The organism is Myxococcales bacterium, from assembly GCA_016716835.1.
Taxonomy (GTDB): Bacteria; Myxococcota_A; Polyangia; order Haliangiales; family Haliangiaceae; genus JADJUW01.
In genome coordinates, this window is the sequence record JADJUW010000001.1 from 2,790,552 (window position 1) to 2,814,727 (window position 24,176).

Below are 24,176 nucleotides of genomic sequence, written 5' to 3' on the forward strand. Positions count from 1 at the left end.
GCCTTCGCCCTGCGTTATTGCAGAAACACTTTATCCATGCGCAGCAACTTAAAAATGGTGAGCGGTTGGTCCTTGGCACCCACCACCACCATCGAACCGCCATACGCGCGCACGCCCTTGTAGAGCTTGACCAGCGCCGCCACCCCGGAGCTATCGATGATGTCGAGCTGCGAGGCATCGACGACCACCGCCGTGGCGCGGCTCTTAATGATCGTATCAATAGGATCGGCCAAGGCCGGTGCGGTTTGGAAGTCGAGGATGCCGCGCACCAACATGCGGGTCGTGGTCGCCTCGGTCTCGATGGAATACACACTCGTAGTCACGATGAAATCTCCTGCGCGTTTGGCTCGGTTAGTTTTTTGCTTAGGCTCCAGCGATGCGGCGTGGCATTAGGCGCGGTATCGACCACAAATTCGGCCGCATCATGGCTTGGGTAATAGTGCAGCTCGTCGAGGAGCGAGCGCGCGATGAACAGGCCCATGCCGCCCTCGGGCAACGATTCAAGATCGGGCGCAGGGATAGCGTCGATGTCAAAGCGCAGGCCGAAGTGGCTGATTTCAACCCGCACTTCGTCGGCGTAAAATTTTCCCACCACATCAATTGGCGCCTCGGCCCGGCGATACGCATGAAGCACAATATTGTTGAGCACTTCGAGAAATGCCGAGACGAAGTCTTGATCGAATTTATGTGTTAAATCGACAGCTTGAGCGGGATGCACGGGATATGAAATGCGCTTGGCACGCCCTACGTGAGGATCGGCCGTATCGCGCGGCGATTGGTGCACGATGCGGGCGGCGCGGCATAGCTCGATCACCGATTGCACGGCGGCGTAACGCAGCAGTGACGGCTTATCGATGGTAAGGCGAAAACTCGCCGCGGCGTCCATAATTTTCGCCTCTGATGGTACCATGAATCGGTGAGAGCGAGCGTCCGTTTAGCTAAACGAGCCCTCGATCTAGTAGGCGCCGCGGTTGGCCTTGGCCTTACGGCCGCCGTGACGCCGGCGATTGCGGCCGCGATCTACCTCGATTCACCGGGGCCCATTTTTTACAAGCAGGTACGGGCCGGCCGGCTGCGACGGACGTGGCGCTCGCCCAACGGTCGGCGCTCCGAGTTCGAGACCTTTTCGATGTACAAATTTCGCACCATGCGCCCCGATGCCGAGGCAGGCACAGGCGCGGTGATCTCGGCCAACGGCGATCCGCGGATCACGCGCGTCGGGGCGTTTCTGCGCAAGTCGCGCCTCGATGAGCTGCCACAGTTTATCAATGTGCTACGCGGCGACATGAGCATCGTCGGCCCGCGGCCAGAACGTCCGGAATTGCTGACGGACCTGTCCTACGCGATTCCATATTTTGAAGAGCGCATGCGTGACGTCAAGCCGGGCATCACTGGCTTGGCGCAAATTTCGCTCGGCTATACCGGCGAGGTGCCCGAGGGCAGCGACATCGCGCAGCACGCCGCCACCATCCAAAACCCCTTTGACCTCGCCGAGACCAAGGGCAATCTAGCGGACGACATGCGCATGAAGCTGCTCTACGACATCGCCTATACCGCGTCGCTCGAGAAGTTCTCGACGTATGCGCGGCTGGAGGCAGAGATCCTGCTCAAGACGCCGCTGGTGATGCTCAAAATGACTCGCGGACGGTAAGGTCGGCGCGCCGCAGCGTGCTAGGGTTTGCTCATGTTTGGCATGGGCGGCAGCGAGATCCTTGTGATCCTAATCGTCGCCCTCATTTTCCTGGGGCCGGACAAATTGCCCGATGCCGCCAAGAAAATTAGCAAGGGGCTGCGCGATCTGCGCAAGCATACGCGGCAGATCCAAGACTCGATCGAAAACGACACGCAGGTCGGTGGCGCGATTCGAGATCTCAAGAGCGCGTTGCGCGGCGACGAGATGCGGGCACCGTTTGAAGACATGCGGCGGCAGGTAAACTCAGCGATCAGCGGTGCGGGAACGCCGAACGCGGCGGCGACGACCCCCGTTTCCACCTCCGATGAGGCGCAACCGCCAGGGGTGCGTAGCGACCTAGCCGCCCCGCCCGACGACGCCAAGCCTGGTGACGCCGAGCCGGTCTTTCGCCCTCCCGCCGATACGCTCGCCAAGGGCGCGCCGCTCGACGATGCGAGCGATCCACAAACCAAACCATCATGACGCAAGCGACGCCTAAAGCCACAGACGAGCTCGCCGACGGCGGCATGCCGTTTTTGGAGCACCTGCGTGAACTGTCGGGCCGGCTGCGCAATGCCATGATCGCGTTCCTCCTCGCCTTTGGCGCGTGCTGGTACTTCTCCGAAGAGATCTATGCCTGGCTGATGGTGCCGCTGCAGAACGCGTGGGCCGCTAGCCCTAACCTTACCGAGCCGATGGAAATGCATTTTGCGGCGCTGCTCGAGCCGTTTTGGGTCTACATGTCCGTGGCGCTCTGGGCCGGCATCTTCGTGTCGTCGCCTTTTACGTTTTATCAGCTATGGAGCTTTATTGCGCCGGGGCTCTACAAGCGCGAGCGCAACATCGGCATCGCATTTGCGATCGCGTCCGCGGGCTTCTTTTGCGCAGGCGCCGCGTTTTGCTACTACCTCGTGCTCGATCCTATGTACGGTTATTTCCTCAGCTTTGCCGTACCCGGCCGAACGCCGACGTTGTTCATGACGCAGTACCTCGATCTGACGCGCAACATGATGCTCGGCTTTGGCGCCATCTTCGAGCTGCCCATCTTCATCATGGTGCTCGCCGCGCTCGGCCTGGTCACCCACCGCAGCCTGTGGAAATTCAATCGCTGGTTCGTCATCTTGGCGTTCATCATCGGCGCCATCCTGACGCCGTCACCCGACGTGGTCACGCAGTGCCTCATGGCCTTCCCCATGATCGCGCTCTACAACGTCGCTATCATCGGCGCCTACTTCATCACCAAGGGCCGCGAGCGCAAGGCCGCCGCCGAGCTCGCCGACGACTAAGCAGGCGCGGCGCATCGCGGCTGGCGGTCGAGTAAAACGTTATTGCTTGTTAGCCGAGGCGCCTCGCCAACGCCGCGCCGGTCGCTTAGCGTGACGACATGAATGCTCGCCGCTTTGCGATGACTGCCGGGTTCACCAGCGCGCTTGTCGCAACCTTAGCGTTGGTCGCCAGCCACCTTAGCGCGGGTTGCGATCTATGTGGCTATGGCGGCAAACGCTGCAGCGAGCCATGGCTTGCCGCCGAGGTCACGGCTGCCACCGGCGAGCCGAGCATGTACGATCTTGGCTGCCTCGCCACCTTGCCGGTCGGCGAAAGCACGCAGATGTTTCTCTATTGGTTCGACGACACCGGCGAGCATAGCTACAAGTTTGCCGACGTCGAGGTTGTCGACGTCGCGCCGACGCTGGCCATCCAAACCTCAGCGCGGGTGGCTGATACCAAGTGGGATCGTGACGCCTGGACGCTTGATCTCACCGCCACCTCTATCGGGGAGGCGTGGATCACGCTAACGCCAGACTCACCGGCGCGCGCGCTTACCTTTGCGTTTGCGACCATCGCCGCCGGCGAGGCCACCGTCTATATCGACCCCGAATTCCACCCCGCCGCGTGCGAACCCGCTTCGTAGCCGCGCGCAGTTGTCGCCCCGCGCTTGACTCCTGCCCCCATTGCGCTAGTTTCGCCTCGTCGCGGGGTTAGCTCAGTTGGTAGAGCGTCAGCTTCCCAAGCTGAAAGTCGCGGGTTCGAATCCCGTACCCCGCTCCACCTCACTTCGTTCGGCGGACCGGCGTGCTGTTCTTCGAACAGCTGGTCGGTGCAAACACCGACCACGGGATTGCGACACCTTCGGCTGCGAACCCGTACCCCGCTCCACTTCGCTGCGCTCCGCGGATCAGGGTGCTGTTCTTCGAACAGCTGGTCGGTGCAAACACCGACCACGGGATTGCGACACCTTCGGCTGCGAATCCGTACCCCGCTCCACCTCACTTCGTTCGGCTGATTCGGGTGACGTAGCCAATCGTTCGGCGTCTGGGATTAGGACTTAACGATGACGTTAAACTCTCCCGTGGTTAAGCGTTTCATATCAAAGGGCATAGCGCCTTTGAAATTTTCTGGCTGCATGAGCGGGTCTTTATGAACCTTGGCGGTTACTTGGTTTCGATGAGCTTTTGATTTGTAAACCACAAAGGCGAAAATAACTGTTTCGTCTGGTTTTAGCTTGCAGAGCTTCGTAAACGGCACGCCCCACTCGCTATCAAGCTTGGCCCCCACACACTCGTAGTAGTCGAGCGCCCCGTGCTTCATCCAAACGTTGCGCCCAATCGTGGCCATTTTTTTATATGCTTTCAGCTTGCGCTTTTCTAGGGGCATGATGAAACCATCGACGTATCTGCTCATAAGATGCCTTTCATGAGGGTGTTGAACCGTAGTTAAGCAAATTTACATTATGCGTGGCTGTCGCCGTGCGCAATATGCCAGTCATCGGACACCCCCTAGTGTTGTGATCGTAAAATTTTGAGCCATCAGACTTGGTCTGCTTCCGTGGGGCGTCGTTAAAAAATGCTCACTTATTCCAATAAACTCGCATTTTTATGCCTCGCCCCACGAAACCATACCGGCGTCTGAACCGCTGGCGCTTGGCTCAGAACTTTACGATCACAACACTAGCGCGCCTCAAATAGGTATACCCAGAGGTATACGCTTGGTCTCAGGCTTGCCGGGTGTGCTGCCGTCGGCGCGGCGCGAGGGCGGCGAGGATGACGAGCATGGCGACGATCGAGGCGCCACCGGGAAAGGTGGCCGGCGCAATGCTGCAGCCGGCGCCGGTGCGGTCATCGGCGCTTTTGTCGATTGAAAATTGTGCCGGCTCGCTCTCGAGCCCGCTGGCCGAGATCGCCACGACCGCGAAGTCGTCTTGCACCGAGGTACCCACGCCTGCGATGGCTACGCCGCTTTGGTCCAACGACTCCGCACGCAAGGCGGGGTTCGACGGATCGGTGGTTATGTAGAGGCGATAACCGATGGTGTTGGGATCGAAGGGACCTTCGAAGGAAATGTCTACGTAGTATCGCGCCTCGATCGCGCTGGAACACCCATTTTCGTTTTCGAAAAACGTGGTGTCGACTTCGTCGATCACGGGCGGCGTGGGCCGCTGATCGGGGCCATCACCTGTCGTAAAGGTGATGGTTTGGTCGGGGCAACCCGAGGAACCTGGCAGGTTGCCAGTCGTGGTGACGTTTAGCGAATAGAGCGTGTTTGGCGCGAGCACCTCTGGCAGCGCCGTGAACCGCGCTGACCCGTCGAAACTAAGCGCGAGCGGAGAGGCGCCTTCGGTCGAGAGTTCGAGGGCGCCTTCGTAAAGCGACCACAGCGCCGTGTTGGTGGGAATTCCGCTGGCACCATCACGGGGAAAAAAAACTTCCGCACAATGTGGATTGGGGAGGCATGCCTCGGCCGGTGTGGGTGACGCTGCCCATGCGCCCGCGGCGAAAGCGCCAAGCGTGCACGCGACGGAACGGATGCGGACGTGCTTCATTTACCAAACGTACGGGCAGCCCGGGCTCGCAGTCAATCTGTGGTGGCTGGTCAGGTCGTGGCCCTTGTCACGTCGGCTGGGGTCGCCAACGCAGCCAAGCGCCAAGGCTACCGCGACACCTTCGACGGGCGCATCGGCAGGCGGTCGACTTCCGAGTTTTGGTAGTCGAACTCGGTTTCGGCGGCGGCGTCTTCTTGGTGCCAGAGGCCCCAACCTTGCTGGTCGGCCTCCATGTCGGCGAGCAGCTCAGGCGTTAGCGACGACGTGGCCTGCTCGAGGCCAACCGGCGTTAGCGACAAGCCGGCCAGGATCAGCGCCTTGTTGGCTAGGCCGTCGCCGAGGTGATCGCCCCAGCGCGCCGCCTTGATTTCCAGCCCCGCCCGATCGGGGTTGTAAACGAAGTGGTCCTCCCACAGACACGCTTGCGGTGAATAGGGCCAGGCGTCGGCAACGACAAGTTCGTTATCCGGAAATTCTTGTGGATCGCAGATGTCGCCCAAGACGACGAACACGTGGTCGACGTCGGCATACATTGCGCGTTGCACCGCGACGCCCTTGGCGACGCTATTCAAATAGGTGTAGGCCACCGCGGCGTACTCGAAGCAATTGCCGCCGCTCAAGTACTCAGCCTTGGCCGCGACCGCGGCCTCGGGGTCGGCGTCGGCGATGGCCTGGGCCTCGGGCGTGAGCTTCCACCACGCGCGGGTGCGAATGACGTCAGTGCGATAGTAGGCGTTGCCATCGCTGCTGCGAATGGCGTCGAGCTGATTGCCCTGAAACTCGATGACGCGCCGGGTGTGATCGATCGCCTGCTGCGCGAGCCGCAAATACTCGAGCGCGCGGCGCGAGACCACCTTGCGCGGCGTGGGTGGGGCCTCGCCGGTGCCACCCTCGCTGGCCGCAGCTTGCTCGCGTACATCGAGCCGCGCGAGCTCTGCAATGGGGCTCATGTTGCCCTGGGCAGCTTGGTCGCTGGCGGCGGCGGTCGGCCGCGCATCTAGCGCATCCGGCGCAGCGACGTAGTCCGTGGCAAGGTGTCGGCGCACTGCGCTTCAATTAGGACAGATTGGCTTGGTCGAGACAACCCAAATGCGCCTTAGCCGGCGCTAGGGCCCTTAGAATTAGGGTTGCCAAACGCGGTGCATTATCGCCTGGCAGCGCCCATGGCTGGCCGCTGGCAATTGCCTGGCCTAGGCTGGCAGCGCCCAGTCAATTGGCGTCGCGCCGTGCGCGGCGAGATAGGCGTTGGCCTGCGAGAAGTGGAGGCAGCCAGAGAACGCGCCCCCGGCGAGGGGCGATGGGTGCGCCGCCTCGAGCACCAGGTGCTTGCGCGCGTCGATGAGCTCGCGCTTCTTGCGCGCAAAGCCGCCCCATAGCATAAACACCACGTGCTCGCGCTGGCGAGAAATAGTGGCGATGACTTCGTCGGTAAAGGTCTGCCAGCCAATTTTTTGATGCGACTGCGGCGCGTTGTGCTGCACCGTCAGCATGGCGTTGAGCAAGAACACGCCCTGCTGCGCCCACGCGGTTAGATCGCCGTGCGTTGGCATCGGCACGCCGAGGTCGCGCCCGAGTTCTTTGTAGATATTGAGCAACGACGGCGGGATGCGCTTGCCGCGCGGCACCGAGAACGAAAGGCCCATGGCTTCGCCGGGGTTGTGGTACGGGTCTTGCCCTAGGATCACCACCTTGACCGCGGCGATCGGCGTGGACGCAAAGGCATTGAAGATTAGCGGCCCTGGGGGATAGACCACCTTGCCCGCGGCTTTTTCGGCCTTGAGGTGCGCGCTGAGCTGCCGCATATACGGCTTGGCAAACTCGTCGTGAAGCGCCGCCTTCCAGCTAGCCTCGATCTGCGCGTCGCTCATGCTCGTTCATACTACGATTTATAGTACAACGCGGGCCATGTCGAACCCTACAAGATGGCTGCGTTCGCTAGCCGTGGTGCTTTGCGTGATAACGGGGTGTGCCAAGCCGGCGGGCCGCGGCGAACGTGGCCAGGTTGAGGCCGCGGACCACGGCTCGGTCGCGCTAACCTCGATACCAGCTGATGTACGCGCGGCGGCAACGGCGGGCGTTACCAGCAAGGCGCTTGCCGACGTGCTGGCCTTGCACTGGGATGCGCGTATGCACCGAGAGCCGATTTGGGCCACCATGCTCGGCGATCACCGCTTTGACGACCGCCTGCCCGATCGCAGCACCAAGGCGCTGAGCTACGACGACGAGATCGATCGCGCCGCGCTTGCCGCCGCAAAGCGCATTGATGTGACGGCCCTAAGCGCGCAGGACGCCATCACGCACCGTTTGTTCGTTGAGGATTTGCAGGCATCGATCGACGTCACGGCCTGCCATCTTGAAGAATGGGTGATTTCGCCCCGTGATAACGAATTGGTGCAGTGGGCGTACCTCCCCGAGCTGCATAGCTTTGAAACGCTTGAAGACGCCGAGCATTTCGCGACTCGGCTGGCGGCGATCCCAGAGGCAGTTGCGCAAGCCACGGCGGCGTTGCGGCGCGGCTACGATCGGGGCGCGGTGGCGTCGCGCGCCACGCTCGAGCTGACGCTGGCGCAACTCGACGCTGAACTTGCCAAGGACTACCGCGCCTCGGGGTTTGCCGACGCCAGCCGAAAGGTGCGCGCCCGCGGTGATGAACCGGCCCGCGCCGCCGAGCGCGCGCGATGGCTGACCCTGGCAGACGCCCTCGACGACAAGGTCGGGCCGCAGATCTTTAAAGCGTTTTCCGATTATCGCCACTTCATTCGCACCACGTTGCTGCCGGCGGCGCGCGGCGAGCAAGAAGGCATCGGAGCAATCGTTGGCGGCGACGCATGTTATCTCGCGCTGATGCGCAAGCATCTCGGCACGGCCACAACGGCCAAAGAGTTACATGAGCTAGGCCTCGCCGAGGGGCGACGGATCGACGCCGAGATCGTAACCCTGGCGGAGCGCCTGGTGCGCGCGAAGCAACTCAAGGTCGCGGGCGTCACGCCGCGTACCATGACGTCGATGTCACCAACTGTCGCCGTGATCGCAGGGGCGCTGCGCGACGATCCTTCAAATTACTTCAGCTCGGCGGAGGAGCTGCTGGCCACGGGGCAGCAAATGCTCGATCGCGCAAATGCCGCGGTACCAACGTTTTTCGGCGTCACGCCCAAGGCGCCATGCGTGGTCCGCGAGGTCCCGGCGCACGAGGCGCCTTATCAAACAATTGCCTACTACCGCGAGGCGCGCATCGATGGCAGCAAGCCTGGCGAATACTTTATCAACGTCTACCAACCGACAACGCGCCCCAAGTTTGAATTCGCCGCGTTATCGTTTCACGAGGCGGTGCCGGGGCATCACCTGCAGATCGCGATTGCGCAAGAACTTGGCGACATGCCGGCGTTCCGCAAGCACATGGGCTCGACGGCCTTTGTCGAGGGCTGGGCGCTCTACGCCGAGCACCTGGCGCACGAGATGGGGCTTTATGAAAACGACTTGCAACGTCTTGGTGCCGCGAGCATGGAGGCGTGGCGCGCCGCGCGCCTCGTCGTCGACACCGGCATCCACGCCTTTGGCTGGACCCGCGCGCAGGCCGTCGCTTACATGCGCGAGCACACGTTGCTCGCCGACAACAACATCGCCAACGAAGTAGATCGTTACATTAGCTGGCCGGCTCAAGCGCTAGCTTACAAGGCAGGGCAGCTGCACATCTTGCAACTGCGTGCCCGGGCGCAGGCGACACTCGGCAGTCGCTTTGACTTGGCCGCATTCCACGATCAAGTGCTGCGGCAAGGCGCCGTAACGCTGCCGGTGCTCGAGGCGCAGATCGACGCGTGGCTAAAGACGTCGCGCGACCGCTAGCTAAAAAATACAGGCCGCAGCAAAAAATACAGATAGACAAATGGCGCAATAAACAGCACGGCGTCGACACGGTCCAGCATGCCGCCGTGTCCCGGCAGCAGCGATCCGGAATCCTTGATGCCGCGTGCGCGCTTGACCAGGGACTCTGCCAGATCGCCCACTTGACCAAGCACGTTGCCGACAATGCCGAGGATTGCGACGTCGACCCATGAAAGCGCGTCCCAGCGGATTAGCTTCATGAGCGCGACGGCGAGCAAAGAGCCAAGCACGCCGCCGTAAGCGCCCGCCCACGTTTTTTTGGGGCTGACGGCCTCGTAGAGCTTTTTGTTGCCAAAGAACCGGCCACCAAAGTACGCGGCGGTATCACCGAACCACGCGATGGTCAGCACGAGCAAGACGGCGTCGCCGCCATGCGGGCCAAAGTCGCGCTTGGCCATGGCGACGGTCATGAACAGCAGCCCGGCGTAAACAATGCCCATGGTCGAAAATGCCATGTTGATCGCCGAGGTCTCGACGTCGCGAAAGCGAAACAGAAAGTAAATCGCGGGCCCGAGCACCGCCACCGCGATGGCGAGGATTGGCCCGGTCGCAAGCAGCAGGCCGCCCGAAATCCCCGTCACGCCAAGCGCGTCAGGATTCATCCAATAAAAGATCGAGATCGCCGCGGCGCCCATCATAAGCATCGCGCGCTTATGGCCAGGCTCGGTGAGCGTCATGTTGAAAAATTCGCGCATGGCAAGGATTGACGCGATGGTCACCACGCCCGCGATCAGTACCGACTCGGGCCGGTACATCAGATAAATGAGCGCGGGCGCCGCGATGACGGCCACCAAGAACCGGGATGCCAAGTTGCCTAGTGCCATGGTGGCCCGTGCTAGCGCACCGCTGGGGCGGCGTCAACCTCGGGTTGTGAGCAAGCGTCGGTCCGGCCTACGGACATGCGCTAGATTCGACGTTTTCGGGCAAGGTATCGCAATCGTCCCAGGTTGGGAAAAACCCATTGGTGGGATCAGTCGGATACGCCTTGTCATCGCGGCTGTCGTGCTGATGCGAGGTTTCCATGTCGACAAGGTGCGCCGCGAACTGTGCGCGATAGAGCTCAAACAGGGCTAGCTCCTCAGGCGTAGCGTGGTTGCTAAGATAGCTCGCGACGAGCGCATCAATGTAGCCATGCAGGCTCCAGAACGTCATATTAAAGATATTCGTGTGCGGGCGGCCGAGGTTTACGCGCGAGCTTGGGTCCGCCAGTAGGCTGTGAATTTCGTTATGAAAGCCGACGCCGGTCGTGTTGTCGAGGCGGTACTTGAAGGCCTCGGGCTCTTCGCTTCGGCGGCGCAGGCGCGTCCAAAGATACTGCGTGTACGAGTCGAGCGACGAAAATTCGCTCGCGGGCAAAAGCTCGTCGCGCAAGGAGCGAACAAAAATTTCGCCCTCGAGGTTGTCGGCCATGAAGAGCGGCGCCGCAAAATCCTGCCAGCCATCAAGGACCTCGCCAAAGGTCGCGGTCTCGAGATAGTCGACCGCAACGGTGCCAAACCGGTCGCGCAAAAATTCAATCATGGCTCGGTGCATCGCGGCGGCCTCAATGGCGCTCGCCGGATCGCCCTCTTGCAGCGCGGCCGGTGCTACGCCAGCCGCCGCCAGCGCCCGGATATACGGTTCATCGACAATGACGTACCACTGCCGCGCGCCATGCCACTCGTAGTGCATGGTCGGCCAGCCATGCTGCACCATGTAATCAAACGGCGCCTGCGGAATAATGTCGACGACCGCGCCATCCCACGCCATCTTGTCGCCACCCTCATGCGCGTGCGGATCGCCCACGTCGGCCAGACAAGCCGCCTGGGCCAAGGCGCTGATCACTGCGGTCGCCGCCAGGCCATTGGTTTGCCACTTCATTGCGGCGATTGTCGCAAGCTCGCGTCAGCGCCGCAAGGCCCACATGCGCGCACACGGCGCGGGCCGAGGTCACGTCGCGGACGACGGCGCCACCGCGTGCCTAATGGGTCAGCACGCGCTCAAAGCTGAGCTCGCCGGCGGCGTTGTAAAAGCGGCCGCGCATGGTGTCGCCCTCGATGTCGGCATAGAAAAAGCCAAGCTCGCTGACATCTTGAAAATGCGCCGCATTGCCATGGTCATGCAGCGACGTCGCCGAGGCCCCGGCGCCCGAGACTACCAACTCCATGCCGCAGAGCTGCGTCGGCATGTCGAGCCATTGCCGCGCGTGATCGTGCCCCGCGAGATAGACATCGCCGATGCCGCACACGTTGTCGTCGAGAAAGTCTTTGAGATCGGCGCCATTGAGCTGATCCACCGGAATTGGCAGATCGAGGCCCGCCACCTCGACCGCATCATAGGTGCCGGCATTGCCGTGGTTGCCGTTGGAGCGATATGGATGGTGCCCGAGCACGATCTTCCACTCGCGGTCGGCCACCTCGGCGATGGCCGATGGCAGCCACGCGGCCTGGTCTCCGGCGCTGGTGTTGTCCCACATCAGCGAATTGGTATCGAGGACGATGAAGCCGACATGCGCCATCGCAAACGTATAGTGCGCCGCGGGCATGCGCCACTTGCTCGAGACCTGGGTGTAGTCGACCTCGTATTGGCCTTTCTCCCATTCATTGCCAAGGCCCGCCACGGGAATGAAGCCGGCCACCAGGCCGCCATAGTCGTGGTTGCCTAGCACCGCATAGAACGGCAGGTCGATGTTCGCGTAGGGCTGCTCAAAGTGCGTCTGCCATTTGGGGTCGTCGACGCCATCGACGCCGCGCTCGTAGATGTTGTCGCCGAGCAGCACGACAAAATCGCAGCCTTGTGCCGCACAGATCTTCTCGATGCCCGCAGCCACCTCGGCTTGCCCTAGATTGCCTTTGCCGGTGTCGCCGACCGCGACGAAACGCACGCGCGGCGTTGGTGGCGGTGGCGCGTCTGGGGAGGGAGATGGCGAGGGCGACGGCGACGGCCCGCCGGAGGTGGTGTCGGTCGGGTCAGCGCAGCCGGCCCAGCCTAAGAGCAGGGTGGTCAAGCCGGCGGCGGCGGCACTATGTCGGTATTTAGCCATAAGTCTGACATTGCACAGGCGCCGCGCCCGGACAAGCTAAATCCGCGCCCGCTCGCCGCGCAGGCCGTCATCGAGGCGAGCTAGACTCCCCTGGCATGATCTCGTTTTCGTTTCGCGCCAAGCTGTGGCTTTACCCGGGCAAGAGCGCGTGGTGTTTTGTCACGTTGCCCAAGGTGCACGGCGCCAAGCTCAAGGAAATGACCTCGCACCTGCGGCGCGGCTGGGGCTCGCTGCGGGTCGAGGCAACGCTTAAGCAAGAGACCTGGGCCACCTCAATTTTTCCCGACCGCAAGTCGGGCTCGTATCTGCTGCCTATCAAGGCCAGCGTGCGTAAGGCCGCCGGCGTCGAGATCGATCAAACCGTACAATTCAAGCTAACCATCCTCGACGCGTAAGGCGATTCAACGTGAGCGCACGAGGTCGCGTCGTTATTGCTTGGCGGCGCGATCCCGGGCTTCTAGCTTGCGCGCGCCGGATTCGTACGCCAAGGCACCCGGGACCATGATCATGGCGCCAAAGAAGATCTTCGTGACAATACTCGCCACCAACGCAGTGTTGGGCGAGAGCGAGTTCAAATAGGCGGCATCAAGCCCAATGCGATCGGCGATGCTGATCAAACCAATCGATACGGCGAAGCCTAGCAAACTCCCCGCCGCGCCCCGCAAGAACAGGCCATCGCCTTCATTACGACGTTGCTGCGTCGCGGCGAAGTCGGCGATGCGTACGGTCTCGGCGCGCTTGGTCGCGGCGGTCTTGGCAGCCAGGCGCGTCCCGCGTCCCAGGCGCAGCGGCGTGCGCTTGCCAACGGTGACAGACGATGCGGCAGGCGCCACGCGCGTGGCTTGCTTGACGCGCGTGTTGGCGGCCTGCGCGCCGGCAATCGGCATGGCGCCAAGCACCGCGACGAGGGCGGCGGCGGCGACGAAGGTGCGGGATGTTCGGCTTGCTTGATTAATTTTCATAAGTCCTACTTATGCAACGCCCATACCAGGAGCCTTGGCAGCCTAAGTACCTGGTTGTACGGCGCGAAGGCGGCGGCTCGACGCGCCACGTGCGGCGCACCGACCCCGCCAACCCAGCTCACCCTGGGGCTGAGAGGCGCCAGCAGCGCCGCAACGAATTTATGCATGCCGCTCTCTATGCCTTCTGCGTGTGTCACAGCTGTGCGTCAACGCACGTTGCCCACCGCTTCCTAACTTTGCCAGCTGGTCGTCGGTGGTCGCAAGCCGGCGACGATGCCTTGCTGGCCACCGTGGGCCTGCTCCAACTTGCGCAGCTTCACATCATGAAATGACGCTTTGGCAGAAGCGCGTCGCCCCTCGCCCACGCTAGCGCTGCCTCGCCACCCAGAGACGTCGCGCCATTGGCGCCACCGCTTGCACATGCAAGGCATTGCGGGCTTGCTGACAAATCCAGCACTTTGCCTCGCTACCATCTGATATCGATTGCCAATAAAAGGTCGTACGTGACCCCATGCGCTTTCACACGCGCCGCCTCATGGCGCGGCTCGAGTTGCTGACTTACACTGCGGCCCGTGAACTTGGTACCCGTGCGCAAAAGCAACGCTGACTATTGCGAGCTCGTCGAGCAGCTGATGCCTATGGCCGCTGCATTTTACGCCCTGTTCGAGTACGACTATAGCGAGGCGCACCATCGGGCGATGATCGATGCGTTTGCTGGCGATGCGGCCATTGGCGCCCTGTGGCTAATTGCGCATGGCAGCGCATACGTCGGCTATGTCGCGCTTAGCAACGTTTTCACGTTTGAATTTGGCGGCCGCGTCGGCCTAATTGACGAGCTGTTTATCTTGCCCGCGTTTCGCGGCCAAGGCCTTGGCGGCGACGTTGTGCGAGAACTCCAACATCGCATGCCATCGCTCGGCTTATGTGCCCTGCACCTGCAAACCGAACACGCCAACCCGCGGGCACAAAGCCTCTACGAATCGCTTGGGTTTAAGACGTTGCCGCGCGCGACGCTGGCGTTTGTGCCCGTCGTCTGACTAGTCACTTTACATCTTAATTTGGGCGTGACCGGGGTCGGGACAGCGCCCCTCCCCGAGTCGCCATCCTGTGGGGTTCGCTCGCCTTCGCGCGCCCGCCGGGCGGCTCACGCGGCTGCCCAATTTCCTAACGACCGCCAGTCCTCCACCGTGCTAAGCTATTCCCATGTCGATCGACGCCGATGCCGAAACGGCTCGCCGGGAACGTGCCCTTGCGCGGCAAGGCATGCGCGTCGTCATCACGCACTCTCACGAAGAGCAAGCGCAGACAACCCGCGCCGATTGGCAGCGTCTCACCCCTGCAGAACGGCTAGCCGAGGCATGGCAAGCCTCGCGCACCGCCTATATGCTGGGAGGCACCGATGAGGAACGCCTTTGTGCTGAACGAGGACTTCCTCGACATGATCTCCGCCTTACAATCCGAAGGCGTTGAGTTTCTCCTCGTTGGAGGCTATGCCGTTTCGCTTTATGGTTACCCGCGGGCGACCAAAGATATTGATTTTTTTATTCGCCGTAGCGCCGACAACGCCACACGCGTTTTGCGCGCGTTAAAAACTTTCGGCGCTCCGCTTCGCGGCCTGGACGAACAAACACTGCAGCAAGCAGACGTTGGTTTTCAAATCGGCGTCGCGCCATGCCGTATAGATTTTCTGACCTCCATCTCGGGCGTCGAGTTTGCCGACGCCTGGAATTCACGGCAAACCCACGTTATCGATGGCCACGCCCTGCCCGTCATTGGCCTTGCCGAGCTCCTTAAAAACAAGCGTGCCAGCGGTCGCCCCCAAGACCTCGTCGACGCCGCCGAACTTGAAGCGCGCATAAACCAAAAAAAGCGGCTAGGCATTTCGCACCGTTGCAAAATCCAGCACTTTGCACGGCAAGCAGCTGAAACAATGTACATTAACCAAATGCAATCTCTGCACAAGCGAAACGCCCCAATTCGCTGAAAGGTCTTGCGTCGGTGCTTCGACGCGCGCCGCTCACTTCTTTCTGTTACTGGCGCCCGGTCGCTTGAACAGCGCTTGCCACCCGGCGCCGCTTCCGCCTAGAGTTCTTATCGTCCTCGAGGCTCGCAATACAGCGGAGATGAAAGATGGAACATCGCAGCGATGACTCGCCGGAAAGCAATGACGAGATGAGCGTGAAAGTACGCCCGATGCGTATCGAAGACGTAAGCCGAGTCAGCGAGCTCTCCGCGGAGCTCGGCTATCCCGTTGCGGTGGAAGTTCTCGAGCGCCGATTCGCTCGCATCGTCGAAAATGCGGCACAAGCGTTGTTCGTCGCCGCGATCGACGGTCGTGTGGCGGGGTGGATCCATATCCATCCCCAGTGGCTCCTCGAATCCGAGCCTTATGCCGAAATAGGCGGGCTCGTCGTGAGCAAAGACGCGCGGCGAAGGGGCGCGGGTCGAGCCTTGGTGTTAGAGGCACAGCGCTGGGCGCGTACGCAAGGGCTTGCGCGCCTACGTGTTCGCTCCAACATCAACCGTCAGGAGGCGCATCAGTTCTATCCGGCGCTTGGCTTTGCTTGGGTCAAAACGCAGCACAACTACGAGCTGCCGCTCGCCTGACACGAGCGCCATGTCTTGAGCGCGCGCGATGGATAGCGCTCACGTGAAACGTTCAAACGCTGACTACTTTTTGGCCTTTTTTTTGTCGATCAGCACATCTTGCTGCCACCTGCTGGGTTTCTTGTCGGTGCGGTGAATGCATCCGACCCAACAGCATGGGCGTTTTTGCCCTTCAAGCAGCTCCTCGATGGCGCGCGCGATTCGCTTTGCTCGGGTCTTGGCTTGCTTGGCATCTTCCACCCAACAAATAAATTCGTTGCGTGCAATCGGCGTCAGGCTTTCCCAAATACCCGATATCGTTTTTGACTTAGTCAGCGCCGTGACCAAGTCCGCCGGCAGCTCGTGGACGAGGCCACCCGAAAGCTTCGTACTCATATCGCAATTCTAACAGCAATGATGAGGAGGGTCACGCTCGCCCCGAAATTCGGGGAAATTGAAGCCGCAGATCACTAAGATTAGCGGGGGCTCTCGGAAATCACCGTATTTGGTCACACATCCGGTAGCTGAAAACGCGCCTTTACAACGTGGGATCACAATCCTAGAGTGCTTCTGCTACTCGAAACACACGCCGACGCGGCAGCACAACATGATTCAGAGGATTGTCATCATCGGAGCTGGGGCGGTTGGCGCCAGCATTGGCGCGCTCTTACACCTTGCTGAGATTCCCGTATTTCTGGTGGCAAGAGGCGCGCACTTGCAAGCGCTGCAGGCGAAGGGCTTGACGTTGCGCACGCCTGGCGAGACGCGCGTGCTGAAGCTGGCCGTCGGTGAACGACCCGAGTGGCGAGCAGGCGACATCGCGCTGCTATGCGTGAACAGTCAAGACACAGCCGCCGCGTTGCGTTTCATTCCCTCGCACGTAGCTGTGGTTTGTGCGCAAAACGGCGTTGCTAACGAAGCCATGGCGGCACAGTCGCACCCGACCATCGCGATGTTGGTGTGGATTCTTGCGGTGCATCTCGAGCCGGGCAGCGTCTCGCTTTATGCGACGGGCAGCCCTGGCATCTTGGATGTCGGCTCCATCTCGTCGGATGCGGGGCATGTCGCGGAGCTCGCCGAGCTGCTGAGCGTTGCCGGTTTCGACTCGCAATGCCGCGTCGATATCATGAGTTGGAAGCGTGCCAAGTTAGTCAGCAACTTGCCTGGCATCCTCCAGATCAGTTCCGCCCACGCGGATGCGGCCCTCATCGACGCGCTGATCGCAGAGGGGCAGGCTGTGTTCAAGAAGGCCGAGTTGCCATACACGGACTTGGAAATCTTCGCGACGCGTATGCTAGGAGCTGGGCATGCCGCTATCGACGGCGTCGAGCGCCCCGGTGGCAGCCTTTGGCAGAGCAAGGCGCGTGGGACGACCTCTGAGGTCGAGCACCTCAACGGGTATATTGTACAACTTGGCGCTCAACTAGGCGTTCCAACGCCGATCAATAGCCGATTGCTCGCGAACCTATAGTGACTCTTGGTGCGTGCCCATTGATGAGAAGGGGTACTCTGGCACCAAATCTCAAAAGCAATACTAACTGCTTAGATGGTGTACTGCGTGATCACCATCGCACCTCAGTGACAACGCTGTAAACACCTCAACTATTAGTAATTACGAGTTGAATTGAAGGCGAGAGTGACCCTCAACCGCTACGTTGCGGCCGCAGTTTGGCTTTCACTTTTGGGCGTGCCCGGGCTTGGGCTAGCGCCCGTCGCCCAGTCGCCACCCTGTGGGGTTCGCTCGCATTCGCTCGCTGCGTTTTCGCGCGGCCGCCCACCGCTTCGCCCCGCCCGCCCTCAAACCGCGCTCACTGCGTTCGCGTGCCCGCCGGGCGGCTCACGCGCATGCCCCTTCATTACAAGGCATCTATGACATTCCCGTTGACGCCAGTGTAGCCTATAGGCTACACTCAATCTGTGAGGGTCGAGCAAACGGAAGAGAGAAGTGGACCCCAAAAACTGGACAGCTAGTTAAGAAAAGATCGGGGCGTCCTGGCACCATCCAAGGAGCCAGAAATGAAGAAGATTCGCCAGAAACATAGTGCCACATTGAAAGCCAAGGTCGCCCTCGCGGCCATCCGCGAGGAGGGAACGACCGCCGAGCTTTGCAAAAAGTTCGGGGTGCACCCCAGCCAAATCTCGAAGTGGAAAGCCGAGGCGCTCGCGCAGCTCGCCAGCGCGTTTGACGGCGCGCCCAAGCCCGTCGAGGGCGACTCGACCCGTGAAAGCGAGCTGCTTAAGAAGATTGGAGAACTCACGATGGAACGCGATTTTTTATCGCGGGGGCTCGGGCGCATCCGATGACGGCGCGGCGAGCGATGGTGGATACCGCAGCGCCTGTGTCGTTGACCCGGCAATGCGAGCTGCTGCGCATCAGCCGCTCGAGCTGCTATTACGAACCGGTCGGCGAGCCCGCCGAGGACCTGGCGCTGATGCGGCGCATCGACGAGCTCTACCTCGCCAGGCCGTTTCTCGGCAGCCGCCGCCTCAGCCAAGCGTTGCGGTTGCAGGGCATCATGGCGAACCGCAAGCGCGTCCAGCGGCTCATGCGCTTGATGGGCTTAGAGGCGGTGTATCCAAAACCCCGGACCAGCGAGGCTGCGCCAGAACACACGAAATACCCCTATTTGCTGCGGTATCGCACGATCGACCGTCCGAACCAGGTGTTCGCGGCGGACATCACGTACATCCCAATGCGGCACGGATTTCTCTATTTGGTCGCCGTGATGGACTGGTATTCGCGGCGGGTGGTGGCCTGGCGTCTATCCAACACGATGGACTCAGGCTTTTGCGTCGCCGCGGTAGCGGACGCCATCGCCGCCTTCGGCGCGCCCACGATTTTCAATACCGATCAGGGCAGCCAATTTACCGATGACGCGTTCACTGCTCCGCTGCTCGCGCAGGGGATCAAGGTCAGCATGGACGGCAAGGGGCGCTGGATGGACAACGTCTTCATCGAGCGCCTGTGGCGGTCCCTCAAGCACGAAGAGGTCTACCTGCATGCCTACGACACCATCGCCGAGGCGCGCGCCCGCATCGGCGCGTACATCGACTATTACAACACCGAGCGCCCGCACCAAGCTCTCGGCTACCAAACGCCCGATGCTTTTTACCGAAGCCAAAAAATGGAAGATGTCGCTAGGCTACCGGACGTGACGCGGTGGCCATCAACCAAGGCCACCGCAATATCTTGCCAGTAACTTTTACTTCAACTACAAAGACACAGAACAAAACCAGCCAGGAACCCCAACCTTAGTTCGACCAGTTTTTTGTCCAACCGATGGGGTCCACTTTAGAGTACCGCCGTTGGCTAGACGGCCTCAAGGACACCACCGGTCGGGCACGGATACTCATGCGGGTCGATCGCATGATCTATGGCAACCCAGGAGACCACCGCAATCTCACTCACGGCGTTACCGAACTGCGAATTGATGTTGGACCGGGGTATCGCGTGTACTTCACCAAACGCGGCAATCGCCTAATTTTGCTGCTGGCTGGTGGCGACAAATCGACACAACAAAAAGATATTCAGAAGGCCATTCTACTCGCGGCCAACTTCAAGGAGTAACCATGCGCAAACCCACAATTAAAGCCACCAAGAAGGTCGCGCAGGCGCCCTCAAAAAAGATCATAAATGCACCGACTAAGAAGGCCGGCAGTACCGCAACTACCGCGTACGATGTCGCACAACACTTGCGCACACCCAAAGAGATGGCTGCCTACTTGGCAGCATGGCTAGAGGCTGCGCCAGAAGACGCCGCGGGCATCGCGCGCGCTCTCGGCGACATTGCACGCGCCAAAGGTATGACCCAAGTCGCCAAAGACGCTGGCCTTTCGCGCGAGAGCCTCTATCGCGCCCTCAGCAAAGACGGCAACCCCAGTTTCGAAACCGTGCTCAAAGTTGCGCATGCCCTGGGCATCCGCTTGAATGCGCAGGCGGCGTAGGCGCGCCGCGGATTCTTGATGCACGCTTGAACGACAAACAGGGCTAGGCATTTCGCCCCGTTGCGAAATCCAACACTTTGACTCGCAACCATTTGTTATCAATTTAAAAACGAAGCACGTGACCCTCAACCCTAAGGATCAACGAAACCATGAGTCGCAGCAAAATCTCAAGCAAAGATCTGTGGGAGCGGTACAAACGATTCTACCTAGAGTCACTGTCCACAATTGCAAGCGCGGAACTTTCTTACGTCGTCACAGCCGAATGCTTTAAAGAATTTCCGCGAAACCTACCCAAGGCACACAAATCCTCAATTCTCAAAGGGTTTCGAAGGATCGGGGAATCTCTGCTGGTTGCAGCCAATGGTAAAATTCCCGAAGGCCAAACCATCACGATAAAACAAAAGAATGCAGTCAGACTTTCGTTCACTATGTTTTTGAACGCGTTTCTTCAAGGAAAGGACCCCGGAAAGCATATCGATTCACACTTAAACACGAGAATCCCGTACCAAGCGATCACGTCAATTTTTGCAACACTCGATGCATTTCTGACAGAAAGCACGGCGCATATACTTAGGGTTCAGCCCAAAGCCTTGCTCTCAAATCAAAAGAAAATCAGCTGGGAGGACGCAGTAAACGAAAGTCGCAATGGTGGAATTATCGAACACCTAATCGAGCTATACACATACGAACTAGGGTCCGGAACCATTCAGTCAAGAATAGAAACGATCAACACCAAGTTCGGTGCGAATATTCAGCAACTACCAGATGACAGCGACTTTATCTCTCTAATGGAGCAAAATCGTCACTTAATTGTCCACAACAGTGGAGTTGTGGACAAACGCTATCTGGCAAAAACTGGCTCAAAAAGGAAAGTAGGAACACGAATTTCCGTCACAAAGCTGGAAGTGCATCGCGCTGCGCACGCATTAACGCATCTAATTAACTCAGTCTACTTTTCTGTGCTGGAGAAATTTCAGGACACATCCACTCAGGCTGCGAGATCCAGTGGTCACCTTGCTCCTATGGCGATTTCGCGCAAAGGCATCTCTACGTCTCCGGACAAAAAGTGAACAAGCGAGTACGGCTGGCCCTTCTAGGACTCGACAGGTCGCAACCCGAAACGGAGGATACTGTTGATGTGGACACGCACCGGCCTTAACTCCACTACAGTTACAAATAGATAAATGCCTAAACGCTGGATTTGTAATCTCGGACAAATCCAGCATTTCGCATCGCAAGTAACGGAAACCAATTAAAAAAAAACCATAGTACGTGCCCCCCACGTTTCAGGATCTCAATAAACAGGGTCCGTTTTATCGTCCGGATCAGCCGTGACCTGCGGGCGAAAACTGCTTCAAGTTCGAGGTTCACTCGCTCGTTCTGCAGCTTCCGTTGTGGCGGGCTAGTGCGCCTCGTCCGCTGCATCGCGAATGCCGAGAACCATTGGGTTGTTATTCAGTTCAGAAGGTATATGTCGAAAGAGGTCTAGAACCGCAGCTTTCTCGCCAAACAGGTTAATGCATCTTTTTTCTAGAAAAGCCCACCTTCTTTGTAAGGGGTCTGCCTCCTCAGTAAGGAGGGTAGCGAGTTGAGGGAGTAGCGCAATTGGATTGATCTTGGCGGCCTCTATTGTGGTCGCTGCAAACGAGAGCCATCCATCGAATGGTTGTTGGTCTAGCGTCCCTTGCAATCTCACTGTCTTTTCACCCCAACAGAGCCATATAAGAATGCGTCGATCCGCATTGACCAGTTTGTCTGCCAACAAACCGGGGTTTTTACCGAAAACTTCTTGTAGAAGATTTCGCAGGAGAGTTTCAAGTTCTTGCTGCCTATCTGGCATGGTGGATAAGAAATCGCTGTGTTCATCTGAGTATGTGTAGTAATTTTCAACTATTGCGACAATCGAGGGGTTAAGCGGCATCAGGATTCTGTAGACGCTCTCAATTTGTTCGGAGAGACATCTCGGTTCAACGTCATCTCTCGTGCGAAGCATTCGCCAAAGCGCATGCACCCCAGGGGGGTGAAGTGGATCTTCCCACTTATCCGGACTGTCAGCGCTACTATGCATTGCTATTGGAAGCAATAATTCGATGAGCAACTGGGTTGGTATGCTTTCCCCAAAGCGCTCAACGATTGTTGATCTGTGATCTAGTAGGCATGCAAATATCGCTTCGCTGTCATTGTCTCGGATTGCCCTAAGAACGGGCTGGTCTTTATCATCATCCTGCAATGTTTGGACGGTCAGGAATCGCTGCCAATAAGGCGAGTCTATATGCGAGAAACCTTGGGCGAATCCTGGTTGGCCGAAGACGCTGTCGACAATCTTCATGATTGCCTCGCTGTCGGAGTCGTCAATGCCTACATCGGACAATTCGGCTCGCAGTTGAGCAATGGGCTCAGGCGCAGAGATACCTCCATTCCGGTACTCGCGAGATAGTATTTCCATTCTGTGGTTTTGGATGGCGGCGAATGCGTCTGGAGAAAAAGCTCTTATACACTCCATCGCGATGACGGCGTCGTAGTCGATTTCCCCCCTGAGGGCTAGACAGGTTTCATTGGCGCGCCGTAAAACCTGCTTGAGTCCTCTTGGCGTCCGACACAAGTCCGCGCATGCATCGGCCAGGGTGTGAGGGCCAGGGGCCACAGCCGTAACCCAAGGCAGATCTTCTTGTGCATCCCATCCCAGATCGTTACGTCGGTCAGCAGGTGTTGGATCGATTTCATCTTGTGAATACCAAGACGCTCGAACCAATGACATGACTCTTTTTGCCTCCTGGCGCGTTACGCTCGGCAGTTCCTCAATAAATCTGGCCGTTTTCTCCAAATCAAAGCGCCGATAGAGAGTGGTTGTCGCAGTTATGACAGCGATGGACTGCTGTTGATCAAGGCCGTACAAAAGAGCTCGCACCGGCGCCAGTTTTTCCGCTTCCTCGTGCGTCTCGGGATTCTTTACTTGCGGATTGCCGACCGCGAACCGTTCGAGGTCATCAACCCATAAAACAACCGTGATGCTTATCTTTTTGCAGAGCTCATCAATCGAGCTGAGTATGGAGGTTAAATCGGATGGTGGCTGAAACAAATCGACCAATGCGCCGGCAACTTGGTTCTTCGCAGAGATGATCTGAATGTATTTGGCGGGAACGCCGCGCAGCGCAAATGTGTCGGTGTGCTCTGAGAGCTTATCGATGAGCGCCGATAGTATCCCCTTCACGGCCGCGTGCGTCGTCTCATAAGGCCAGAGTTCTACGCGCACAAACTGAAGGGGATGAGGACGTGTGTCGAGTTCTGATTGAACTAGCGAAGCCAAGCTGGTTTTTCCTGAGCCCAAGCCGCCAAGGACAGCTTGTGATGGTGTGCCTTCCAAGAGGCGTTCGGCGATTCGTTTGGCCACGATGTGGTGACCAAACAAATCTTGGCTGGAGTTTGTAATAGCAGCATCATCTTTGAGCCATTTCAAAATTGTTTCGAGGTCAAAGATGGCGGTAAGAGGCTTATATGTTTCTATAGGTTCTGCAGATGATGGATTTAGCGCTGGTGAGGTCCGAGATCGGCGGAACAATGCATTGATTAACATGACTGCAAGAAACGCCAAGAGCAAGATGATGGGTACGTCCGTCAGCGCTGGTTCTGGGTCGAGGTTAGGGACGAGACTTGTAGTTGATACCAGAATAACAACGGCCGCAATGCCGACCGGTACACCCGCTAGCGGTGAGTAGGACCAAGTGCGCTTTGCCAAAAGTATTTTTAATGTTCTCGGCAACACCAAGACCGCAACGAGTGCTGTGACGGTCCACGCAATTGTGTTGGGTATGCCACTAAAAGCGCTAAAGAACGTAGGATAGATCCACAGGGCGACGGTGGCCGCACCGAAGACTATTAGGAACACCTTGATTGCATTCCGCCACTTGGTGAAGACAAGGGTGGCAACGCGCTTTGCAATACCAGGTGGTTTTTCGCGCCGTCCGTGGGGCAGGTTCGTTTCATGGCCGCCAGATGTTAAGTTCACACTTCCATTATAACGATGCGCTATGGCCGAGCCATGAATTTGTTTCACAAGGGATCTGCACGCCACCGATCGTATCGCGGACGCTATCGAGATCTGTGCCTAAGAGACTTTCAAGCGCCGCACGCCGTCTGCTCGCGTAAGAATTCGTCACGAGGTTCTACGTCGGAGCTGTTGTTTCGCGAAGACCCAACCGAGTGTCAGGCGTCGCGAGCCCTGCGAGCAGCCGTGAATTCTGAAGCGAGCCGACGGCGGGCGGCGCTCTACATTCGGCAGACGCAAAA

General features: G+C 59.2%; 25 protein-coding genes, 1 tRNA gene and 1 pseudogene. 15 read left to right on the top strand and 12 right to left on the bottom strand.

Features of this window, described 5'->3' with window-relative positions; translation table 11 throughout:
- Window positions 1-14: 14 nt before the first annotated feature.
- Window positions 15-275, bottom strand: coding sequence for an STAS domain-containing protein (locus tag IPL79_12375; GenBank protein ID MBK9071781.1), 261 nt, complete (start codon window positions 273-275; stop codon window positions 15-17).
- Between the two features lie 44 nt (window positions 276-319).
- Complete coding sequence (locus tag IPL79_12380; protein MBK9071782.1) at window positions 320-886, bottom strand: ATP-binding protein; 567 nt, start codon at window positions 884-886, stop codon at window positions 320-322.
- A 30-nt stretch (window positions 887-916) separates the two neighbouring features.
- On the opposite strand from IPL79_12380, the gene IPL79_12385 reads away from it, so the two are divergent.
- The 5 genes from IPL79_12385 to IPL79_12405 all read left to right on the top strand — a co-directional run bounded on the left by IPL79_12385 (window position 917) and on the right by IPL79_12405 (window position 3,721).
- Window positions 917-1,651 carry a sugar transferase gene (locus tag IPL79_12385; GenBank protein MBK9071783.1) on the top strand — a complete coding sequence of 245 codons (735 nt, stop codon included), beginning with the start codon at window positions 917-919 and terminating at the stop codon, window positions 1,649-1,651.
- 33 nt (window positions 1,652-1,684) lie between these two features.
- Window positions 1,685-2,155, top strand: coding sequence for a twin-arginine translocase TatA/TatE family subunit (locus IPL79_12390; GenBank protein ID MBK9071784.1), 471 nt, complete (start codon window positions 1,685-1,687; stop codon window positions 2,153-2,155).
- The gene (tatC, locus tag IPL79_12395; GenBank protein MBK9071785.1) at window positions 2,152-2,958 is read left to right on the top strand and encodes a twin-arginine translocase subunit TatC; all 807 of its coding nucleotides are present in this window, start codon (window positions 2,152-2,154) and stop codon (window positions 2,956-2,958) included. Before IPL79_12390 ends, tatC begins: the two co-directional genes overlap by 4 nt.
- A 98-nt stretch (window positions 2,959-3,056) precedes the next feature.
- Window positions 3,057-3,584 (top strand): hypothetical protein, encoded by a 528-nt coding sequence (locus IPL79_12400; GenBank protein ID MBK9071786.1) that lies wholly within the window; start codon window positions 3,057-3,059, stop codon window positions 3,582-3,584.
- Window positions 3,585-3,645: 61 nt separating this feature from the next.
- A tRNA-Gly gene (locus IPL79_12405) sits at window positions 3,646-3,721 on the top strand.
- A gap of 270 nt (window positions 3,722-3,991) precedes the next feature.
- On the opposite strand, the gene IPL79_12410 is transcribed toward IPL79_12405, so the two are convergent.
- The 4 genes from IPL79_12410 to ung all read right to left on the bottom strand — a co-directional run bounded on the left by IPL79_12410 (window position 3,992) and on the right by ung (window position 7,360).
- Complete coding sequence (locus tag IPL79_12410; protein ID MBK9071787.1) at window positions 3,992-4,354, bottom strand: DUF1428 domain-containing protein; 363 nt, start codon at window positions 4,352-4,354, stop codon at window positions 3,992-3,994.
- Between the two features lie 310 nt (window positions 4,355-4,664).
- Window positions 4,665-5,492: a hypothetical protein gene (locus IPL79_12415; GenBank protein ID MBK9071788.1), complete on the bottom strand. Its 828-nt coding sequence runs from the start codon at window positions 5,490-5,492 to the stop codon at window positions 4,665-4,667.
- Between the two features lie 107 nt (window positions 5,493-5,599).
- Window positions 5,600-6,538 carry a hypothetical protein gene (locus tag IPL79_12420; GenBank protein MBK9071789.1) on the bottom strand — a complete coding sequence of 313 codons (939 nt, stop codon included), beginning with the start codon at window positions 6,536-6,538 and terminating at the stop codon, window positions 5,600-5,602.
- A 144-nt stretch (window positions 6,539-6,682) separates the two neighbouring features.
- Window positions 6,683-7,360 (bottom strand): uracil-DNA glycosylase, encoded by a 678-nt coding sequence (gene ung, locus IPL79_12425; GenBank protein MBK9071790.1) that lies wholly within the window; start codon window positions 7,358-7,360, stop codon window positions 6,683-6,685.
- A 37-nt stretch (window positions 7,361-7,397) separates the two neighbouring features.
- Between ung and IPL79_12430 the strand changes: the two genes are divergently transcribed.
- Complete coding sequence (locus IPL79_12430; protein ID MBK9071791.1) at window positions 7,398-9,335, top strand: DUF885 domain-containing protein; 1,938 nt, start codon at window positions 7,398-7,400, stop codon at window positions 9,333-9,335.
- On the opposite strand, the gene IPL79_12435 is transcribed toward IPL79_12430, so the two are convergent.
- From IPL79_12435 to IPL79_12445, 3 genes are all read right to left on the bottom strand, one after another.
- Window positions 9,332-10,198: a phosphatidate cytidylyltransferase gene (locus IPL79_12435; GenBank protein ID MBK9071792.1), complete on the bottom strand. Its 867-nt coding sequence runs from the start codon at window positions 10,196-10,198 to the stop codon at window positions 9,332-9,334. The genes IPL79_12430 and IPL79_12435 overlap by 4 nt on opposite strands.
- A 67-nt stretch (window positions 10,199-10,265) precedes the next feature.
- A complete protein-coding gene (locus IPL79_12440) occupies window positions 10,266-11,234 on the bottom strand; it encodes a hypothetical protein (GenBank protein ID MBK9071793.1) in 969 nt (322 codons plus the stop codon).
- A 100-nt stretch (window positions 11,235-11,334) separates the two neighbouring features.
- Complete coding sequence (locus tag IPL79_12445) at window positions 11,335-12,396, bottom strand: metallophosphoesterase (protein ID MBK9071794.1); 1,062 nt, start codon at window positions 12,394-12,396, stop codon at window positions 11,335-11,337.
- Window positions 12,397-12,491: 95 nt separating this feature from the next.
- On the opposite strand from IPL79_12445, the gene IPL79_12450 reads away from it, so the two are divergent.
- Window positions 12,492-12,791, top strand: a complete 300-nt coding sequence (locus tag IPL79_12450; GenBank protein MBK9071795.1) for a DUF1905 domain-containing protein — start codon at window positions 12,492-12,494, stop codon at window positions 12,789-12,791.
- 33 nt (window positions 12,792-12,824) lie between these two features.
- Here IPL79_12450 and IPL79_12455 read toward each other — a convergent pair whose 3' ends face one another.
- A complete protein-coding gene (locus IPL79_12455; GenBank protein ID MBK9071796.1) occupies window positions 12,825-13,358 on the bottom strand; it encodes a hypothetical protein in 534 nt (177 codons plus the stop codon).
- 572 nt (window positions 13,359-13,930) lie between these two features.
- Between IPL79_12455 and IPL79_12460 the strand changes: the two genes are divergently transcribed.
- The 3 genes from IPL79_12460 (at window position 13,931) to IPL79_12470 (ending at window position 15,965) form a co-directional block, all read left to right on the top strand.
- Window positions 13,931-14,395 carry a GNAT family N-acetyltransferase gene (locus IPL79_12460; GenBank protein ID MBK9071797.1) on the top strand — a complete coding sequence of 155 codons (465 nt, stop codon included), beginning with the start codon at window positions 13,931-13,933 and terminating at the stop codon, window positions 14,393-14,395.
- Window positions 14,396-14,757: 362 nt separating this feature from the next.
- Window positions 14,758-15,342 carry a nucleotidyltransferase gene (locus IPL79_12465; protein MBK9071798.1) on the top strand — a complete coding sequence of 195 codons (585 nt, stop codon included), beginning with the start codon at window positions 14,758-14,760 and terminating at the stop codon, window positions 15,340-15,342.
- A 146-nt stretch (window positions 15,343-15,488) separates the two neighbouring features.
- On the top strand, window positions 15,489-15,965 hold the full coding sequence (locus IPL79_12470; GenBank protein ID MBK9071799.1) for a GNAT family N-acetyltransferase: 477 nt from the start codon (window positions 15,489-15,491) through the stop codon (window positions 15,963-15,965).
- Window positions 15,966-16,028: 63 nt separating this feature from the next.
- Here IPL79_12470 and IPL79_12475 read toward each other — a convergent pair whose 3' ends face one another.
- The gene (locus IPL79_12475) at window positions 16,029-16,340 is read right to left on the bottom strand and encodes a YdeI/OmpD-associated family protein (protein MBK9071800.1); all 312 of its coding nucleotides are present in this window, start codon (window positions 16,338-16,340) and stop codon (window positions 16,029-16,031) included.
- Window positions 16,341-16,551: 211 nt separating this feature from the next.
- Between IPL79_12475 and IPL79_12480 the strand changes: the two genes are divergently transcribed.
- The 5 genes and pseudogenes from IPL79_12480 (at window position 16,552) to IPL79_12500 (ending at window position 20,959) form a co-directional block, all read left to right on the top strand.
- Complete coding sequence (locus tag IPL79_12480) at window positions 16,552-17,415, top strand: ketopantoate reductase family protein (GenBank protein MBK9071801.1); 864 nt, start codon at window positions 16,552-16,554, stop codon at window positions 17,413-17,415.
- A gap of 545 nt (window positions 17,416-17,960) precedes the next feature.
- Window positions 17,961-19,048: pseudogene (locus IPL79_12485) on the top strand (IS3 family transposase).
- Window positions 19,049-19,224: 176 nt separating this feature from the next.
- The gene (locus IPL79_12490; protein ID MBK9071802.1) at window positions 19,225-19,512 is read left to right on the top strand and encodes a type II toxin-antitoxin system RelE/ParE family toxin; all 288 of its coding nucleotides are present in this window, start codon (window positions 19,225-19,227) and stop codon (window positions 19,510-19,512) included.
- 2 nt (window positions 19,513-19,514) lie between these two features.
- Entirely contained in the window at window positions 19,515-19,889 is a 375-nt protein-coding gene (locus tag IPL79_12495; GenBank protein ID MBK9071803.1) for a putative addiction module antidote protein, read from the top strand.
- A gap of 149 nt (window positions 19,890-20,038) precedes the next feature.
- The gene (locus IPL79_12500; protein MBK9071804.1) at window positions 20,039-20,959 is read left to right on the top strand and encodes a hypothetical protein; all 921 of its coding nucleotides are present in this window, start codon (window positions 20,039-20,041) and stop codon (window positions 20,957-20,959) included.
- Between the two features lie 332 nt (window positions 20,960-21,291).
- Here IPL79_12500 and IPL79_12505 read toward each other — a convergent pair whose 3' ends face one another.
- The gene (locus IPL79_12505) at window positions 21,292-23,895 is read right to left on the bottom strand and encodes a hypothetical protein (GenBank protein ID MBK9071805.1); all 2,604 of its coding nucleotides are present in this window, start codon (window positions 23,893-23,895) and stop codon (window positions 21,292-21,294) included.
- Between the last annotated feature and the right edge of the window lie 281 nt (window positions 23,896-24,176).